A 16,006-nucleotide genomic window follows, 5' to 3' on the forward strand; every position below is an offset into this window, starting at 1 on the left:
GCGGGTCACGCCTGCGTTTCCCGCTCCAGCTCAGCTTCTGCCTCGGTGGACCTTCCCTTGGTCTTCAACTCACTGACAATCACCGCCGCAACAATCAGCCCGGCCCCAACCAGCGCAATTGCCGGCAAGCGCTCCCCGGCAATCCGTCCGACAATCCCGGCCCACACCGGTTCACCGGCATAGATCAATGTCGCCCGAGTCGGCGAAACACTCTTCTGTGCCCAGTTCATCGCTACCTGAATCGCCGCACTCGCCCCGCCCAGGCCCAAAGCCGTCGCCAGCAATAACCAGGAAAACTCCGGAATCACTTCACCGGTCGGGACTACCAGCAAGAACGACAACACCGCCGTCACCGCCAGTTGCACCACCGTCACTCGCCGCACATCCACCTGCCCGGCGAAAGTGCTGATCAAAATGATTTCAGCAGCAATCGCAACGGCGCTGATCAATGTCGCAATTTCTCCGGGACTGAAATTCAGCGCCGCCCCTGAAGGACCCGACAACAACATCAAACCGGTAAACGCCAGCATGATCCCGATACTTGGCATCAACCCCGGACGCCGTCCCAGCACCAGCCATTGCAGCAGCGGCACAAACGGCACGTACAGCGCGGTAATGAACGCCGACTGACTGCTCGGAATGCTTTGCAACCCGACCGTCTGCAAGCCATAACCAAGCATGATCGCCACGCCGATGAATGACCCTGCCTTGACTTCCAACAAGGTCAACTCGCGCAAGTGCCGCCAGGAAAACATCGCCACGATCGCCGCCGCTGCGGCGAAGCGCAAGCCGACGAAAAACATCGGGCCACTGACCGTCATGGCATGTTGCACAATCAGAAACGTGCCGCCCCAGATCATGGTGATCAGCACCAGCACGCACTCGGCTTTGCTGAAGCGGGAGAAGCGGATTCGGGACGCAGAATTGTTTGGCGACATCATGACCTTGCGCACATTAAAAGGGAGGCCGCACAATGCCGCCAACGTTGCGCAGTATACTGCCCAACCCCACCGAGTGAGCAATATAGTGCACAAAGATTTGACTCAGCGAGCCTCCGTTCTGCAACACGTCAGCCAGAACGTTCGACGCTTGCGCCATGCTGCGGATATGAGCCAGACCGCACTGGCGGAAAAATCCGGGGTGAGCCGACGGATGCTGGTAGCAATCGAGGCAGGCGAAAAGAATGTCAGCCTGACCACGCTTGATCGCGTTGCCGAAGCGCTCGACGTTGCCTTCAGCGATCTGATCCAAGCGCACGATGCGCGCGATCCGAGCCGGATCAATGAGGTTGCCTGGGCGGGCACGATTCCCGGCAGCAGAGCCGTGCTACTGTCCAAAGCCACCGCGAGCCGCGAAGTCGAGCAATGGGAGTGGTGCCTGCAACCGGGCGAGGTCTACCCGTCGCAACCGGACGCCGATGGCTGGAGCGAGCAGATTTACGTATTTGAAGGATGCCTGACACTGATGCTCGGCGATCAGGCGCAGCACATCAATAAAGGAGAGTTTTTCATGTTCGCCAGCAATCAACCGCATGCCTACCGCAACGATGGCGATGTGGCTGCGCGGTTCGTGCGTAATGTGGTGATCTGAATGGAGCAGCCTGCGGACATTCTGATCATCGGCGGCGGCCTCAGTGGCACGATGCTGGCAGTGCAATTGCTCCGGTTGCCGGGGCAACGAAAGATTCTCATCATCGAGCCTCGCGCTGAACTGGGCCGGGGCGAGGCTTACAGCGCAGTCGAGTTGGGACATACGCTGAACGGCAACGCGGCGCGGATGAGCGTCGACCCGGATAATCCTGATGATCTGACGCAGTGGCTGACCGCGCATATTGCCGGCGGCGGCTGGCCGGAATCGGCTGAGCAGGACGTGCCGGTCAGTGAGCTGTTTCCGCCGCGTGGCCTGTTCGGGGTCTATGTGCAACAGCGTCTGGCTGAGGCCCGGGCGGTGGGCGCGCTGCAAGGTTCGAGCGTAGAACACATCTGTGCTGAAGCCGTTGACTTGCAAAGCGGGACCGGCTCAATGCAGCTCACCCTGAGCGATGGCCAGGTTTTGCGTGGAGCGCAGGCAGTGCTGGCCACCGGCATGTTCCCCGCCGCTCGCACGCCGCAGACGCAGTCCAGTGGCCTTAACGCCGCAGCGCTCGATCCCTGGGATGTGGCGGCCATGCGCGAACTCGACCCGCAATCCACCGTGCTGATCATCGGCTCCGGTCTGACCATGGTTGATGCCGTGGTATCGCTGGAGCAGGCCGGGCATCGCGGGCCGATCGAGGTGTTCTCCCGGCATGGCCTGCTGCCGCACGTGCGCCGTCAACCGCCGGCCTGGGTGGATTTTCTGGCGCAGGATCACAGCATTCGTACGCCCCGCCAGTTGCTGCGCGAATTGCGTCGACATTGTCGCGACGCAATCGCCCAAGGCATCGACTGGCAGGCGCCGCTGGATACGGTTCGCGTGCATATCGCGCGGTTGTGGAGTCAGGCGACTGACGTGCAGCGTCGACAATTCGTACGGCATGTACGGCCATGGTGGGAGAGTCATCACCATCGTTCGCCGCCACTGAGTGCCGAGTTGATCGGACGGCTGCACAAGCAAGGGCGCTTGCGCATTCACGCCGCGTCGTTCAAGGGCATTGAGCCCGGCGCGGGCGATGCTGTGGCCATTCGCATCCGTCCGCGGGGTGAGACTGAAACATCTACAGTGAGCGGTGCGGCGCTGATCAACTCCAGCGGTATCGAATACGACTGGCGGCGAGTCGCACGACCGTTGCCGCAGCAATTGCTGGCGCGGGGGCTGGTACAGCCGGGGCCGCTGGCGCTGGGGATCACAGCAAAGGACGGCGCAGTGGTAAATGCCGAAGGGCAGGTGAGCGCTCGGTTGTTCGCCATGGGCCCGCCGTTGCGCGGGATGTGGTGGGAAAGTACGGCGGTGACGGACGTCGCTGCGCAGGCTAAAGCGTTGGCTCGGCGGTTGGTGGATAGCCCGAAAGATTGATGTGTTCTTTCGGGCTTCTTCGCGAGCAGGCTCGCTCCCACAGGGGGAATTTAGGTTGTGACTACAATTTGCGCCACACCATAAATCCTGTGGGAGCGAGCTTGCTCGCGAAAGCGTCATCTGATTCAACGCCTCTGTTGAATGAAAGACCGCTATCGCTGGCAAGCCAGCTCCCACATTGGGTGTGCGTTACGACTTGAAATTACGCGACGACGCGATAGCACGGCACATACGCCGCGCCACCCGGCAACTTCATCCGGTGCTGGGCGACGAAGGCCTTTAGCAGCGCATCAAGCGGCTGCATGATCGCCGCATCACCACGGATCTGATACGGCCCGTGCTCTTCGATCAGGCGAATGCCTTTGTCCTTGACGTTACCGGCGACGATCCCGGAAAACGCCCGACGCAGATTGGCTGCCAGTTCATGCGGTGGCTGGTCGCGATGCAGTTTCAGGTTGGCCATGTTTTCGTGGGTTGGATCGAACGGGCGCTGGAAGCCCTCATCGATCTTCAACAGCCAATTGAAATGGAACGCATCGTTACGCTCCCGGCGGAACTGCTTCACCGCTTTCAGGCCTTGAGTCATCTGCCGCGCCACTTCGGCCGGGTCATCGATGATGATCTCGTAATGCTGCTTCGCTGCTTCGCCGAGGGTCGCGACGACGAACGCATCCAGCTGTTCCAGATACGGCGCGGCATGCTTCGGCCCGGTGAGGATGACCGGGAAGGGCAGGCCTGCGTTGTCCGGGTGCATCAGGATGCCGAGCAGGTACAGGAACTCTTCGGCCGTACCGGCGCCGCCCGGGAAAATGATGATGCCGTGGCCGACACGGACGAAGGCTTCCAGACGCTTTTCGATGTCCGGCAGGATCACCAGCTCATTGACGATCGGGTTCGGCGCTTCGGCGGCGATGATGCCTGGCTCGGTCAGGCCGAGGTAGCGACCGCCGTGAATGCGCTGTTTGGCATGGGCAATGGTCGCGCCTTTCATCGGGCCTTTCATCACGCCAGGGCCGCAACCGGTGCAGATGTCGAGGCTGCGCAGGCCCAGTTCGTGGCCGACTTTCTTGGTGTATTTGTATTCTTCGGTGTTGATCGAGTGGCCACCCCAGCACACCACGATTTTCGGCTCGACGCCCGGGCGCAGGGTGCGCGCGTTGCGCAGCAGATGGAACACGTAGTCGCTGATGCCTTGGGAATTGCTTAGGTCGATGCGCTGGCTGTCGAGTTCGTTCTCGGTGTAGACGATGTCGCGCAGGGCGCTGAAGAGCATTTCGCGGGTGCTGGCGATCATCTCGCCGTCGACGAACGCGTCAGCCGGAGCGTTCAGCAGCTCCAGGCGTACACCGCGATCCTGTTGGTGAATGCGGATTTCGAAGTCCTTGTAGGCTTCGAGGATGGTCTTGGCATTGTCGACATGCGCGCCGGTGTTGAGGATGGCCAGGGCGCACTGGCGGAAGAGGGTATAGGTGCTGCCGGATCCGGCTTCGCTCAGTTGCTGGACTTCACGTTGAGAAAGGGTTTCCAGACTGCCTTTCGGACTGACCGAGGCATTGATTACGTGTCGTTGGGTCATGCAGTGATCCTTAAAACGATGCCATCCACAACGCAGCGGATGGCATCCGAATAGTGTGTATCCATGAATGAAGATGGCACGATCTGCGTTATATCGCCATGTCCCGTTGGACTTTGAAAAGATGAAAAGGAGCCCCAGCATAGCTAAAACCCGGTGCGATGCGATAATGCGCTGGCGAGTTTTTTCCGTTGCGCGTTTTGCCACTCAAGGAAGTCATTTTCGATGTTCGAGATTCAGCCGATGGACCCCGCTACCTTTCGTCAGCAGACCCGCCGCAGCACGATCATCATCGCCGTGCTGTTTCTGCTGCTGGCCATGCTGTTTTCGTCGGTTGCGGTGGCAGTGTTCGGTGAACCCGACGGGGATAACCTGCGTTTCAATGTCGGCGGCGTATTCGTGGCGTTTCTGCTGACGGCGGCGCTGTTGCGCGGGCGTTTCTGGCATCAGACCTGGATGGCCCCGGCGGTGTACAGCTGGCGCCTCAAGCGAAATCTGATGAGCATCACCAATGTCATGCATCAGGTGACAGCGGCGGTGCAGAACAACGATCCGACGGCGATGAAGGTGTTGCGTTTCTATCACCTCGGATTGCTGCAAATGCATGAGCTGGACGGCAACTCCAGCGATCATGGACAACTGCGTGATGAAGTCGAACAGCACAAGGCGCGGATGCAGGCGCAGGGCCTCGATCCTGACCAGCCACGCTTCGATCCGCAGTGGCTGGAGACGTTGAAACCACCCTCGAGTTAAAACGGAATACGCCGGGCCCGGCGCAGTTTCCACGAGCGCAGCAGTCGTGCGTACACCAACAGGTTGACCGCCAGCACCACGCTGCCGAGGGCCAGTTGAATCTGCGGCGTCAGACCGGCCGGGTAGATGATCGGCCAGATGTAGTGCTCAATGAAGCCGCCGGCGTATTCGGTCTGCCCGGCCGCGTGGCGCATGAGGTTTTCCCAATAGGTCAACGGACAAGTCAGGTGCAATACCTCGACCGCCACGCCCCATGCGGCCGCCGGCAAGTGCAACCACATCAATCGTGGCCAGCGCAGCACCAGCAGCCCGCCGAACAGCACGAACAAGATGAAACACAAGTGAAACAGCACCAGCCCGTCGGCGGCGATTCGGTAAAACATGGCGTCTTCCTGACGTAAGGGTGGATGGCGGTATGGTACGCCGCGCGGGACAAAATTCCTTGGTGAATCCGGGCGCGCAAAAGTGTTCTACCCTTTAACGATCATCAACTGTTTTGAGGTGAGGTGCACATGGCAACTGAGCAAACGCGTGCGGAAGATGATGAGCCAACTGAAGAAGAAATCGAGCGGCAAAAGAGGCAGGAAAAAACCTGGAAGCACGATGACAGCCGCGAGCTGTCGGACCGCGATCAGGAGCGTCCGCTGAAACCTTGAACAGCGCATACAAAGAGCCCCGCAGCAGCGGGGCTCTTCGCGTTTCAGAGGTCTGCCAGCTGCGTGAAGTCCGGGTAGGTCGCGCGATACCCCAACGTTCGATCGATCCACGCATTGAGCTCATTGACCATCACCGGCGGATGGCCGGGATAACCCTCGAGGGTGCTGCGCAGGGTGCGTTCGATATCGGGCACGCTGTGCAGGTTTCGGGTCTTGATGTAATGGCCGATAAAACAGTCGAGTTCCAGGCGTTCTGTCTTGGACAGATGGACACACTTCAGGCCGCTGACCTGTTTGATTGCAAAATCGTCGCTCACTTATTTCTCTGCAAGGCTTGAAAGTTGTTGATGGATTCCTGATTTCTTTGACTCTTTGGTCAACTGGTATACCAATCGGAAAGGCGGCGCGCATGCTATCCGCAGCGCGGGAAAATGTATGTATGACTGTCGAAATGTCTGACAGGCGGTTGATTCGCTCAAACGGCTGTTTTACGGGCGTTGTATCGTGGTTGAAACACTTTTTGTAACGCAGGGGACTCAGTGGCGGCGTTGGTTGATTAACGCAAGGACGGACGGATTATTTAGTCGACTCGTTCTATCAATTGCGCACCTTGATTACGCGTATTGCCGACCGCTTTGCCGACTTTGTACCATTCGAAGGCATCACTGGGCTCGCCTTCAAACAGCAGCATCTGCTCGGCGCGTTCCAATGGCGTAGCCGGATCAAGCCACTCCCGAGCTCGCGCCGAATCGAAGACCACCGGGCGGCGGTCGTGGATATCGAGCAGGCCGCCCAAGCTGTCAGCGGTGATGATGACGAACCCGTCGTCCTCCCTCGGCGCAACCCCGGGTGCCGGAAACTGGCCGATACCGGCACAGAAGACCGGAGCCTGATCCCCCCGACGAATCAACCAGGGCTGTCGGGATTTTTCCCCGGTATCAACCCATTCAAACCAATTGTCGACCGGCACGATCAGCCGCTGCCGCCAGATCGCCCGGAAGAACGCGCCGTGGGCGACTTTCTCCACCCGAGCATTGATAGGTGGGGCACGATCCTTGGCCCAATGCGGCCGCCAGCCCCAACGCAAATTATCGGCATGAATGGCCTGTTCGTGCTGATGCAGAACCGCCAGCGCAGTGCTGGGCGCTGCGTTGTAGCGATCCAGTGGCGCATCGCCAACGTGATTGATCAACGCATCCGGGATGCTCAAGACCGCGACGAAATCGTGAATCCCACGGTACTGGGTGAGTCTTCCGCACATGGCTGAAATCTCCTTGAGGAAATTTGAGTCTAGTCGGACCTGCCAATTTGCCGGGCCGGCGACGCACTGAAAGCAGCACCGGAACCAAACCCTGTGTACCTTATCCAACCTGCGCTCGCGGTTAGCCGCGCAGGGATGGACAAAGGCGATGGAGTTTTGCCATTCGACAACACGACGGCCTCGGCCTCAGGGCAAGACATGACATCCGGATGCAAATTTCTTTGTGTTGCGCTCATCGCGCTCGGTCTGGCCGGTTGCATCGCCGCGCCGATCGACATGACCACGCAAACCGAAACGCGCTTGATGGCCCAGGCCCCTGTACGTTTTTTGCTGACGTTCGATGATGGCCCAAGCGCTTCAGGATGGTGGAATCCCACGGCCACTGTACTCGACAGCCTCAAAAGCAATCCGCTGCAGGCAGACATCAAAGCCGTGTTTTTCGTGCAGACTCGAGCACCCAGGGCAGGCGACAGCGAGATCGGTCGCAGCCTGATGCATCGTGAACACGCCGAGGGGCATATTCTCGCTTTCCACACTGCGACTCATTGGCACACCAACCATCGCTCGCTCGATCCGCAGGAACTGGAGCAATCGCTGACCGATGGCAGCGCTGACATCGCCGCTATCACCGGGGCGCAGCCCAAGCTGTTGCGCCCACCGTTCTGGAACTACGACAAGCGCACATTTGCGGCCTATCAAAAACACGGCTTGCATGTCTTGCTCACGGACCTGAGTGCCAACGACGGCAAGATCTGGGGCTTCAACGCCAGCCCTCGGCGTCGGGCGAACATGCTGCGGCAGTTATCGGAAGTGCGCGAGCGCATCGCCGTGGGTCAATTGCCGATGGTGGATGGCGTAATTCCGGTCGTGGTGACGTTCCATGACCTCAATCGCTACACTGCGCGGCACACTCGCGAATATCTGCAGATTCTGCTCGATAGCGCGGCGGCGACCGGGGTCAGACTGGCGGACAAGCCGTTCTACGACAATCATGCCGCACTGGAAAAAGCCGCGTTGGCGCGTACGGTTCAGCAAAGCACTGAGCCGGTGAATCTGCCCGGTATGTGGAACTGGATCTGGGATCACGACGCGCATTGAATGGCATGAGTGAGTTGTGACCGGCTTGGCATTCTCAAGCGGGCAATAAACACACCGTGGTTCTATGCTCGATGGATCGATTCTCCGCCTGTGAGGCGCCCGTCCATGCTTGCCATTGCCGATATCTGCCGGATCGTCGAGTCAGGCTTCCCCACGTTCAAGTGTGATTGCACACCGACCCGACAAGGTCTGTTGCGGATCAAGGTGTATGAGCCGGGCAGTGGGCGTGTCGAGTTGTTGCTAGACGGCGTTTCTCCCGAGCATCTGGTGACGATTCGCGATATTTCAAATTTCATTGGTGAGTTGCGCACGGAAATCAGCGCCGGTCGCCGGGCTTTCGCCGGCTGATTGTCATAAACGCCGTTGAAAGGCCTGCACGATGCGCCGTGTCGCGTCATTGGTTTCAAGATTGTGCACGGCATCGAGCGGGTACCAGATGCAGTCGACGATTTCGTTCTGCGGGCGCACATCGTCGAGGTTGACCACCGAAGCCTCGTACACATGATGCCGCGTACTGCCCGCCTGAAAATCCATCAGGTACAGGACGTCCTCCGCATTGAGCCCGGTTTCCTCCTGCAACTCGCGCACGGCTGCCGCCGCACGGGTTTCCCCGGGTTCGACCTTGCCGCCGGGCAATGACCAGTGATGGCGGGGTTTGCGTACCAGGAGGATATGGCGATCCTGCTCGCAAATGACGGTAGCGCGTACTTTCATGATTGCCCTGTTGATGCGTGTCATAAATCTGTAATCAAACTGCAATATTCGAGCCGCAGGCGGATTTAAAGGTTCCCTCTTGATTCGGAGCCATTTGCGTAGCAAAAAGTGCCAGTGAATTGACATGTGCCAGGGTGAATCCCTGTTTACACCGCAGCGGGGAGCGGGTGTAAGGTAAGCCCGTACACCGAAAACACCGTTGACGAATGGAGGTGCTCATGAGCATTCCAATGCTGAACAAGCTGCACATGAACGGTTATGACGTGCTTAGCGTGAACAACGGCCCATGGCGGGTTTGCACTCAGGGTGACCGGTTGGCGTCATTCACCAGCAGGGAGGAGGCGATGGCCTATGCGGCGGCGCTTCCTGGTTACAAGCAACGCGCCAAGCGGGTGCAAAGCCAGAACGTGAGTTGACGCGTTATAACGAAAGAGCCCCGGTTTCGACCGGGGCTTCTTGTTTGGATCAGGAGTCAGTGCACCTTGATTCGGCTGATGGTCCGGGCTTTTACCTCCTTGGCATAGATCTGCAATCTCTCTTCGTCGTTTTGCAGGATTTCGCAAGACCGCAACACGGTCTGGGCGTCTGCCTCATTGCCGGATTTGCGCAGTTGTTCAGCAATGCGCTTGAGATCGACCGCCGACCACCTCAGGTCCGACGCCACGCTTTGCAAATCCCGTTGAAGTTCGTGTTCGTATTCATTGAGCCGCATGATCACCTCCAGAACATTCTCGGTAGAAAAGAGTAGTCGCATTTTTGCAGATGCAGCCAGGTCATCTGACGCCCGGCTGAACGTATGTGAAAAATTGTCCAATCGCCGCTAGCAGCGGGGTGCCACGATGGATGTGCGAGCGGTTAAACGGTACATTCACGTTTTTTCATTACAGGTAAACAGCATGCGCGTATGGATCGGCAGTTTGACCCTGGCCCTGTTGACGGGATGCTCGCTACCGGCGTCGTTGGTGCCGGGCGAGCCAAACCTCAGCAAGACCAGTGACAAGCCTCCCAAGGAATATGCCGCGTGTTTGTTACCGTTGTGGCAGAAGGACGTTGCCAGGACGTCGCAGATGTCGATTTCCAACGGCTACCGGATCACCGCGCCGAGCATTATCACGGCGGATGAGATTCTCGATATCGTCAAATACAAGGACGGCAGCAAGGTGTCCCTCTACCAAGGGCCGCCTTGGGCCAAGTCCGGATCGCTGCGCCAATCGGTGCGTGACTGCCTGTAACCGGGCTCACGAATCGCAAAAAAGGCAGATTCCGATTAACGGTGTCTGCCTTTTTTATTGCATGGAGCTCTCGCTAAACGCTCGCAATGAGCTGTGACAGTTGCCCGCGAGGCGCTGCCGGATCCTCGACTAGGCTTTGAATGTCGGCCCGGGACGGGACCGGCATGACGAAAAGGAGCCTCGGATCATGGATGATCTGGTCAAGGACATTATTCCGCTGTTGCAGTATCTCATCCCAGGGTTTCTATCGACCTGGATCTTCTATTCACTTACGGCATTCAAGCGACCGGATACGTTCGGCCAGATCGTGCAGGCGCTGATATTTACATTTGTGATTCAGGGCGCGGTGTTGGCGGTGGGCAACCTCTGTTTGTGGATTGGCTCGAAGGGTTTTTCTCTAGGAAACTGGGATGATCGGGCGCAAACGCTCTGGGCATTTGTGTTTTCGCTGATGCTGGGTTTGTTTGCCTGTTACCTGGCTACGAGTGACAAATTGCACGGCTGGTTACGTAAGCGAAACGTCACGAAACAATCTTCTTTCCCCAGTGAATGGTTCTGCGCTTTTGCCCAGTTCGATCGGTTCATAACCCTGCATTTACATGACGAGAGGCGCGTGTTTGGCTGGCCTGTCGAGTGGCCGTCCGAATCCAGTTGCGGCCAGTTCGTGATGCAGAATCCACGTTGGGTTAATGACGATGGCAAGTCGACGCCTTTTGGTGCCGAAATTTTGCTGATAGATTCCGCGCAAGTTAAGTGGGTTGAATTCAGCCCGGTATCAGAGGGTTTATCATGACGACTGCAAGAGCACCGCGACCAATGCCAAAGCAATACGAACGCCTGTTCACTGGGCCTGACGGCAAGCCGCTGGAGGAGCCGTTGATCAAAGCCCCGAGCGCTCCGCCTCCGCTCAAATACAGGTTGCCACAATAATTTTCAGCCCCAACCCTGCACCACCGCCCGGCGAATCGCCTCCAGCAACATCGCGAACGCCGGGTTGTCATTGTTCTCCCGCCAGATCAGATGCAGTTCGCTTTGCACCCCTTCGCCCAGATCGATCTCGCGAAACACCACATTCCTGAACACCACGCTGGTCGCGCAACGTGGTACCAGCGCCAGACCCATGCCAGCGTTGACCAGCGCCAGAATCGTCAGCGACGAGCCCAGCCATTGCACGTAATCCGGCGCCACCCGCGCTGAGCGCAGCGTGCCGGTCAACAGTTCGTTGAACGGCGGATAGGCTTCATGGGAGTACATCAGAAACGGTTGTTTATCCAGATCAGCCACTGATACCTCAGCTGCATTGGCCAACCGATGTCCGTTCGGCACCGCCAGCACAAATGGTTCGCGCACCAGGCATTCGGTGGCATAGCCCGGTTCCTGCAATGGCGCCCGGGCGATGCCCAGGTCGATACGACGAGCGCGCAATGCCTCGTGCTGCTGATAGGTGTTCATCTCTGCCAGATCGATTTTCACCTGAGGCTGTTTAAGTCGCGCTTCGGCGATCACCTTGGGCAGAAATTCATATACCGCGCTGCCGACGAACGCGATGTTCACCGAGCCAATGTCGCCCTCCGCAAACCGGCGTGCGGTGATCGCTGCTTGCTGGGCGCGCTCCAGCAGATTCTGCGCTTCAACGAAAAACGCCCGGCCCGCCGCCGTCAGCGCAACGCTGCGGGTGCTGCGGGTAAACAACTCGACGCCAAGGTGATGCTCCAGCAGCTGAATCTGCCGGCTCAGCGGCGGCTGGGTCATGTTCAGACGCTCGGCGGCGCGGCGAAAGTTGAGTTCGGTGGCGACCGTAGTGAAGCAGCGCAGTTGGGTGAGTTCGAACATTGATCTAATCCGGGTATCAATCGAATGCCAGTTTAGATTAGACGGGATCAATGCACGACGTCCATGATCGGCTCATCGCTTCAAGTCATCCCTAAAAAAACAAGATCGGGAGTCGCCCCTTGAAAACCCTCCAGAGTCCGCCGGACATCACGGTGCTCGCCCGCGCCGCCGCCAAGGTCAAACGCCACGTGCTGCCGCTGTTCGTGGTGATGTTCATCGTCAACTACATCGACCGAGTGAACATCGGTTTCGTGCGCAGCCATCTGGAAACCGATCTGGGTATCGGCGCAGCGGCTTATGGACTGGGCGCCGGGCTGTTTTTCATCGGTTACGCACTGTTCGAAGTGCCGTCGAACATGCTGTTGCAGCGCTACGGCGCGCGGGTCTGGCTGACGCGGATCATGTTCACCTGGGGCGCTGCAGCCATGGCCATGGCGTTTGTTCAAGGTGAAACGAGCTTCTACGTGCTGCGCTTTATCCTCGGTGCGGCCGAGGCCGGGTTCTTCCCGGGGATCATTTACTACTTCACCCAATGGCTGCCAGCGTCCGAGCGCGGCAAAACCATGGCGGTGTTTCTCAGCGGCTCGGCGATTGCCTCGGTCATTTCCGGCCCGGTGTCCGGTGCGCTGTTGCATATCAGCGGATTGGGCATGCACGGCTGGCAGTGGATGTTTCTGATCGAAGGCGCAGCGTCGGTGGTGTTGTGTGCTTTCGTCTGGTTCTGGCTGCAATCGCACCCGCGTCAAGCCAAGTGGCTGAGCGAGGAAGAGCGAGACGCGCTGGTCGCGGCGATTGCCGAGGAGCAGCGCGCTCGCGAAGGGGTACAAGTCGCCAAGCCGTCGATGTTCAAGCTGTTGGCTGACCGGCAGATCGCGCTGTTCTGCTTCATCTATTTTTCCATTGCCCTGACCATTTACGGCGCGACGTTCTGGTTGCCGAGCATGATCAAGAAGATGGGTAACCTCGGAGATTTCCAGGTCGGGCTGCTCAATTCGATTCCGTGGATCATTTCGATTGTCGCCATGTATGGCTTCGCAGCGATGGCCGGCAAATGGAAATTCCAGCAGGCCTGGGTCGCGCTGACCCTGGTGATCGCGGCAGTCGGCATGTTCATGTCGACCACTGGCGGGCCGGTGTTTGCCTTCGTCGCCATCTGCTTCGCCGCCATCGGTTTCAAAGCAGCGTCGGCGCTGTTCTGGCCGATTCCGCAAAGCTATCTGGACGCGCGCATCGCTGCGGCGGTGATCGCGCTGATCAACTCCATCGGCAACCTTGGCGGCTTCGTCGCGCCGACCGCGTTCGGCATTCTCGAACAAACCACCGGCTCCATCGAGGGCGGCCTGTATGGCCTGGCGGCGACATCGCTGATCGCCGCCGTGGTGATCTTCTTCGCCCGCACGGCGCCTGCCAAAGGTAAAACCCCGGCAAAGCCAAGTGACGAAGCCGCCGCTGTGGCGCGGGCTCGTCCGGCTGCGAGCCACTGAATCGATTGTTGATCTGTCAGGAGCGTTATCTTGAAAATCACCCGTGTCAGCGTCACCCCGATTGCCTTTCGCGATCCGCCACTGCTCAACGCCAGTGGCATCCACGAACCTTTTGCCCTGCGCTCGATCATCGAGATTGAAAGTGACAACGGCTACATCGGCCTCGGCGAAAGCTACGGCGATGCCCCGGCGCTGGCGATCCAGCAACAATTGCAGAGCCAGTTGATCGGCCTCGATCCGTTCAACCTCAATCAATTGCGCGCGATCGTGCAGGCCACCGTGGCGGCGAATAAACCCGCCAGCGTCGCTGGCGCCGAACTGGCCCCCGGTTCCCACGCCAGCAAAGCGGTGAGCAATGCCTACTCGGCATTCGAAGTAGCGTTTCTTGATTTGCAGGCGCACTACCTGAACGTGCCGCTGGTGGACCTGCTCGGCGGGGCGATCCGTGATGAAGTGCCGTTCAGCGCTTACCTGTTTTTCAAATACGCCGAACATATCGACTCCCCCTACAAACCGGACAACTGGGGCGAGGCGCTGAGCGAGCAGCAGATTGTCGCGCAGGCAGCGCGGATGATCGAAGCGTACGGATTCAAGAGCATCAAGCTCAAGGCCGGCACCTTGCCGCCGGAGCATGAAGTGACTTGCATCAAGGCACTGAAAAAAGCCTTTCCGGGATTGCCGCTGCGCATCGACCCGAACGGCAACTGGTCGCTGGAGACGGCGATTCGCATGGCCGAACTGCTCGGCGATGACCTGCAGTATTACGAAGATCCGACCCCGGGCCTTGAAGGCATGGCCGAACTGCACAAGCGCACCGGTCTGCCCCTGGCGACCAATATGGTCGTCACTGATTTCGACGAGTTCCGCCGCAGCGTTGCGCAGAACAGCGTGCAGATTGTCCTGGCCGACCACCATTACTGGGGTGGCCTGCGGGATACGCAGACGCTGGCGAAAATGTGCGACGTGTTTGGCCTCGGCGTGTCGATGCATTCCAACTCGCACCTGGGCATCAGCCTGATGGCGATGGCGCACGTTGCGGCGGCAGTGCCGAATCTGGATTACGCCTGTGACACCCACTATCCGTGGCAAGAGCCGGACGAGGAAGTGATCAAGGGCGGCAAGCTGCCGATTGTCGATGGCTGCGTGAAGATCACCCGTGCGCCGGGGCTGGGGTTGGAGCTGGATCACGAGCAACTGGCCAAGCTGCATGACCAGTACCTGACGTGCGGGATTCGCCAGAGGGATGATTTGCGGCAGATGCAGCGGTACAAGGCGGATTGGCGGGCGGTCAAACCAAGGTTTTGAGGTCGTTGCGACTGGCCTCTTCGCGAGCAGGCTCGCTCCCACAGGTAAATGCATGGCAACTGTGGGAGCGAGCCTGCTCGCGAATGGCCGCGACGCGATCCTTCAGAGGGTATCAATCAGCCAATCCCTGAACGCCTTCAACGAAGGCAAATTCTCATTGCGCGGCGGATACACCAGGTAATAGCTGCGTCGGCTGGTAATCGGCTCGCCCAGTTGCAGCAATTCGCCCTTGAGCAATTCCTCCTCGACCAGAATACGCGGCACCAGGCCGACGCCGATATTGGCGCGTACTGCCTGAATCAAGTGCGAGGTCATTTCGAAGCTCGGCCCGATCCGCATGCTGCGATGCGGCAGTTGATGATGGCTGAACCATTCCGCCCATGCCTGGGCGTTGCTGCTGACGTTGAGCAGCAACTGCCCGGCAATGTGCCGCTCGGCCTCGTCGCGTTCGGTCGCCGACAACTGCGCGCTGGCAATCACCACCAATTCTTCGGTGTGCAGGGGCAGGGCGGTCAGGCCTGGCCATTCTCCACCGCCGACACAGATGGCGGCGTCGATTTCGCTGGTGTCGAAATCGATGGTTTCGATTCGCGAATGCAAGTGCACGGTCATGCCCGGGTGCGCAGTGTAGAAATCCTTCAACCGTGGCAGCAGCCATTTCGAACCGAAGGTCGGCAGCGTCGCCAGACGCAGGCTATGGATGCCCGAACCAAACGCCATCGCCTGCAAGGTTGCGCTGCGAATCTGTCCGAGGGCTTCGCTGAGCTCGCGCTGATACATGCGCCCGACATCCGTCAGCACCACCTGCCGGCCTTCGCGGCTGAACAAGCGCATGCCGAGCATCTTCTCGAGAATCTGTACCTGGCGACTGACCGCGCTCTGCGTCAGTGACAGCTCATGGGCGGCGCGGGTGTAGCTCTCGTGGCGAGCGGCGGCCTCGAAAGCCAGCAGCAGCGACATGGACGGTGTGAGGGTGCGCGGATTCATTCGTAAAACTCATCGATAGCGGGTCGAAATTACGCTTGTTCCATGGCTGGCCAGCAATGAACATGGGCGCAATCAGATGGCGGAGCCTGACGCAATCATTCCTTGCGCACAACTGT

At 59.0% G+C, this 16,006-nt stretch carries 20 protein-coding genes; 11 read left to right on the forward strand and 9 right to left on the reverse strand.

Annotated elements, in window-relative coordinates; translation table 11 throughout:
• Positions 1–5: 5 nt before the first annotated feature.
• On the reverse strand, positions 6–941 hold the full coding sequence (locus KVG85_RS05140; protein ID WP_217863162.1) for a DMT family transporter: 936 nt from the start codon (positions 939–941) through the stop codon (positions 6–8).
• Between the two features lie 85 nt (positions 942–1,026).
• Here KVG85_RS05140 and KVG85_RS05145 point away from each other — a divergent pair, with 85 nt between their 5' ends.
• Together KVG85_RS05145 and KVG85_RS05150 are read left to right on the forward strand one after the other, a co-directional pair.
• A complete protein-coding gene (locus tag KVG85_RS05145; RefSeq protein ID WP_024013243.1) occupies positions 1,027–1,590 on the forward strand; it encodes a helix-turn-helix domain-containing protein in 564 nt (187 codons plus the stop codon).
• Positions 1,591–2,994 carry an FAD/NAD(P)-binding protein gene (locus KVG85_RS05150; RefSeq protein ID WP_217863163.1) on the forward strand — a complete coding sequence of 468 codons (1,404 nt, stop codon included), beginning with the start codon at positions 1,591–1,593 and terminating at the stop codon, positions 2,992–2,994.
• A gap of 202 nt (positions 2,995–3,196) precedes the next feature.
• Here the strand turns inward: KVG85_RS05150 and ppnN are convergent, their stop codons facing one another.
• Positions 3,197–4,570 carry a nucleotide 5'-monophosphate nucleosidase PpnN gene (gene ppnN / locus KVG85_RS05155; protein WP_122612505.1) on the reverse strand — a complete coding sequence of 458 codons (1,374 nt, stop codon included), beginning with the start codon at positions 4,568–4,570 and terminating at the stop codon, positions 3,197–3,199.
• Between the two features lie 222 nt (positions 4,571–4,792).
• Here ppnN and KVG85_RS05160 point away from each other — a divergent pair, with 222 nt between their 5' ends.
• A complete protein-coding gene (locus KVG85_RS05160) occupies positions 4,793–5,320 on the forward strand; it encodes a DUF3087 domain-containing protein (RefSeq protein WP_217863164.1) in 528 nt (175 codons plus the stop codon).
• Here KVG85_RS05160 and KVG85_RS05165 read toward each other — a convergent pair.
• Positions 5,317–5,703: a DUF2784 domain-containing protein gene (locus KVG85_RS05165; protein WP_217863165.1), complete on the reverse strand. Its 387-nt coding sequence runs from the start codon at positions 5,701–5,703 to the stop codon at positions 5,317–5,319. The genes KVG85_RS05160 and KVG85_RS05165 overlap by 4 nt on opposite strands.
• 129 nt (positions 5,704–5,832) lie before the next feature.
• On the opposite strand from KVG85_RS05165, the gene KVG85_RS05170 reads away from it, so the two are divergent.
• Positions 5,833–5,976, forward strand: a complete 144-nt coding sequence (locus KVG85_RS05170; protein ID WP_024013238.1) for a hypothetical protein — start codon at positions 5,833–5,835, stop codon at positions 5,974–5,976.
• 44 nt (positions 5,977–6,020) lie between these two features.
• Here KVG85_RS05170 and KVG85_RS05175 read toward each other — a convergent pair whose 3' ends face one another.
• Both KVG85_RS05175 and KVG85_RS05180 read right to left on the reverse strand, forming a co-directional pair.
• Positions 6,021–6,293, reverse strand: a complete 273-nt coding sequence (locus tag KVG85_RS05175; protein ID WP_016775076.1) for a hypothetical protein — start codon at positions 6,291–6,293, stop codon at positions 6,021–6,023.
• A gap of 263 nt (positions 6,294–6,556) precedes the next feature.
• Positions 6,557–7,237 (reverse strand): SOS response-associated peptidase, encoded by a 681-nt coding sequence (locus KVG85_RS05180; protein ID WP_217863166.1) that lies wholly within the window; start codon positions 7,235–7,237, stop codon positions 6,557–6,559.
• A 198-nt stretch (positions 7,238–7,435) separates the two neighbouring features.
• Between KVG85_RS05180 and KVG85_RS05185 the strand changes: the two genes are divergently transcribed.
• Together KVG85_RS05185 and KVG85_RS05190 are read left to right on the forward strand one after the other, a co-directional pair.
• A complete protein-coding gene (locus KVG85_RS05185; protein WP_217863167.1) occupies positions 7,436–8,335 on the forward strand; it encodes a polysaccharide deacetylase family protein in 900 nt (299 codons plus the stop codon).
• Between the two features lie 105 nt (positions 8,336–8,440).
• On the forward strand, positions 8,441–8,683 hold the full coding sequence (locus KVG85_RS05190) for a DUF1652 domain-containing protein (RefSeq protein ID WP_217863168.1): 243 nt from the start codon (positions 8,441–8,443) through the stop codon (positions 8,681–8,683).
• A 3-nt stretch (positions 8,684–8,686) separates the two neighbouring features.
• Here KVG85_RS05190 and KVG85_RS05195 read toward each other — a convergent pair whose 3' ends face one another.
• Positions 8,687–9,049, reverse strand: a complete 363-nt coding sequence (locus KVG85_RS05195; protein ID WP_051600742.1) for an NUDIX hydrolase — start codon at positions 9,047–9,049, stop codon at positions 8,687–8,689.
• 218 nt (positions 9,050–9,267) lie between these two features.
• Here KVG85_RS05195 and KVG85_RS05200 point away from each other — a divergent pair, with 218 nt between their 5' ends.
• Positions 9,268–9,465, forward strand: a complete 198-nt coding sequence (locus KVG85_RS05200) for a hypothetical protein (protein ID WP_024013234.1) — start codon at positions 9,268–9,270, stop codon at positions 9,463–9,465.
• 56 nt (positions 9,466–9,521) lie between these two features.
• Here the strand turns inward: KVG85_RS05200 and KVG85_RS05205 are convergent, their stop codons facing one another.
• Complete coding sequence (locus KVG85_RS05205) at positions 9,522–9,761, reverse strand: hypothetical protein (RefSeq protein ID WP_051600740.1); 240 nt, start codon at positions 9,759–9,761, stop codon at positions 9,522–9,524.
• Positions 9,762–9,945: 184 nt separating this feature from the next.
• Here KVG85_RS05205 and KVG85_RS05210 point away from each other — a divergent pair, with 184 nt between their 5' ends.
• Positions 9,946–10,281 carry a hypothetical protein gene (locus KVG85_RS05210; RefSeq protein ID WP_217863169.1) on the forward strand — a complete coding sequence of 112 codons (336 nt, stop codon included), beginning with the start codon at positions 9,946–9,948 and terminating at the stop codon, positions 10,279–10,281.
• Positions 10,282–10,468: 187 nt separating this feature from the next.
• Positions 10,469–11,074 carry a DUF6338 family protein gene (locus KVG85_RS05215; protein ID WP_217863170.1) on the forward strand — a complete coding sequence of 202 codons (606 nt, stop codon included), beginning with the start codon at positions 10,469–10,471 and terminating at the stop codon, positions 11,072–11,074.
• Positions 11,075–11,214: 140 nt separating this feature from the next.
• Here KVG85_RS05215 and KVG85_RS05220 read toward each other — a convergent pair whose 3' ends face one another.
• On the reverse strand, positions 11,215–12,114 hold the full coding sequence (locus KVG85_RS05220) for a LysR family transcriptional regulator (protein ID WP_073471160.1): 900 nt from the start codon (positions 12,112–12,114) through the stop codon (positions 11,215–11,217).
• Positions 12,115–12,233: 119 nt separating this feature from the next.
• Between KVG85_RS05220 and KVG85_RS05225 the strand changes: the two genes are divergently transcribed.
• Entirely contained in the window at positions 12,234–13,598 is a 1,365-nt protein-coding gene (locus KVG85_RS05225) for an MFS transporter (protein WP_217863171.1), read from the forward strand.
• 30 nt (positions 13,599–13,628) lie between these two features.
• Positions 13,629–14,903: a glucarate dehydratase family protein gene (locus tag KVG85_RS05230; protein WP_217863172.1), complete on the forward strand. Its 1,275-nt coding sequence runs from the start codon at positions 13,629–13,631 to the stop codon at positions 14,901–14,903.
• A 102-nt stretch (positions 14,904–15,005) separates the two neighbouring features.
• On the opposite strand, the gene KVG85_RS05235 is transcribed toward KVG85_RS05230, so the two are convergent.
• Entirely contained in the window at positions 15,006–15,890 is an 885-nt protein-coding gene (locus tag KVG85_RS05235; protein WP_217863173.1) for a LysR substrate-binding domain-containing protein, read from the reverse strand.
• Positions 15,891–16,006: the final 116 nt, after the last annotated feature.

The sequence above is a fragment of the Pseudomonas triticicola genome (assembly GCF_019145375.1).
Classification (GTDB): Bacteria; Pseudomonadota; Gammaproteobacteria; order Pseudomonadales; family Pseudomonadaceae; genus Aquipseudomonas; species Aquipseudomonas triticicola.

Bases quoted from the DNA above. Each gene is read 5' to 3' on its own strand.
- KVG85_RS05140 (WP_217863162.1), bottom strand. From the start codon at position 941: ATGATGTCGCCAAACAATTCTGCGTCCCGAATCCGCTTCTCCCGCTTC.
- KVG85_RS05150 (WP_217863163.1), top strand. From the start codon at position 1,591: ATGGAGCAGCCTGCGGACATTCTGATCATCGGCGGCGGCCTCAGTGGC.
- ppnN (WP_122612505.1), bottom strand. From the start codon at position 4,570: ATGACCCAACGACACGTAATCAATGCCTCGGTCAGTCCGAAAGGCAGT.
- KVG85_RS05160 (WP_217863164.1), top strand. From the start codon at position 4,793: ATGTTCGAGATTCAGCCGATGGACCCCGCTACCTTTCGTCAGCAGACC.
- KVG85_RS05165 (WP_217863165.1), bottom strand. From the start codon at position 5,703: ATGTTTTACCGAATCGCCGCCGACGGGCTGGTGCTGTTTCACTTGTGT.
- KVG85_RS05170 (WP_024013238.1), top strand. From the start codon at position 5,833: ATGGCAACTGAGCAAACGCGTGCGGAAGATGATGAGCCAACTGAAGAA.
- KVG85_RS05180 (WP_217863166.1), bottom strand. From the start codon at position 7,237: ATGTGCGGAAGACTCACCCAGTACCGTGGGATTCACGATTTCGTCGCG.
- KVG85_RS05185 (WP_217863167.1), top strand. From the start codon at position 7,436: ATGACATCCGGATGCAAATTTCTTTGTGTTGCGCTCATCGCGCTCGGT.
- KVG85_RS05190 (WP_217863168.1), top strand. From the start codon at position 8,441: ATGCTTGCCATTGCCGATATCTGCCGGATCGTCGAGTCAGGCTTCCCC.
- KVG85_RS05195 (WP_051600742.1), bottom strand. From the start codon at position 9,049: ATGAAAGTACGCGCTACCGTCATTTGCGAGCAGGATCGCCATATCCTC.
- KVG85_RS05200 (WP_024013234.1), top strand. From the start codon at position 9,268: ATGAGCATTCCAATGCTGAACAAGCTGCACATGAACGGTTATGACGTG.
- KVG85_RS05205 (WP_051600740.1), bottom strand. From the start codon at position 9,761: ATGCGGCTCAATGAATACGAACACGAACTTCAACGGGATTTGCAAAGC.
- KVG85_RS05210 (WP_217863169.1), top strand. From the start codon at position 9,946: ATGCGCGTATGGATCGGCAGTTTGACCCTGGCCCTGTTGACGGGATGC.
- KVG85_RS05215 (WP_217863170.1), top strand. From the start codon at position 10,469: ATGGATGATCTGGTCAAGGACATTATTCCGCTGTTGCAGTATCTCATC.
- KVG85_RS05220 (WP_073471160.1), bottom strand. From the start codon at position 12,114: ATGTTCGAACTCACCCAACTGCGCTGCTTCACTACGGTCGCCACCGAA.
- KVG85_RS05235 (WP_217863173.1), bottom strand. From the start codon at position 15,890: ATGAATCCGCGCACCCTCACACCGTCCATGTCGCTGCTGCTGGCTTTC.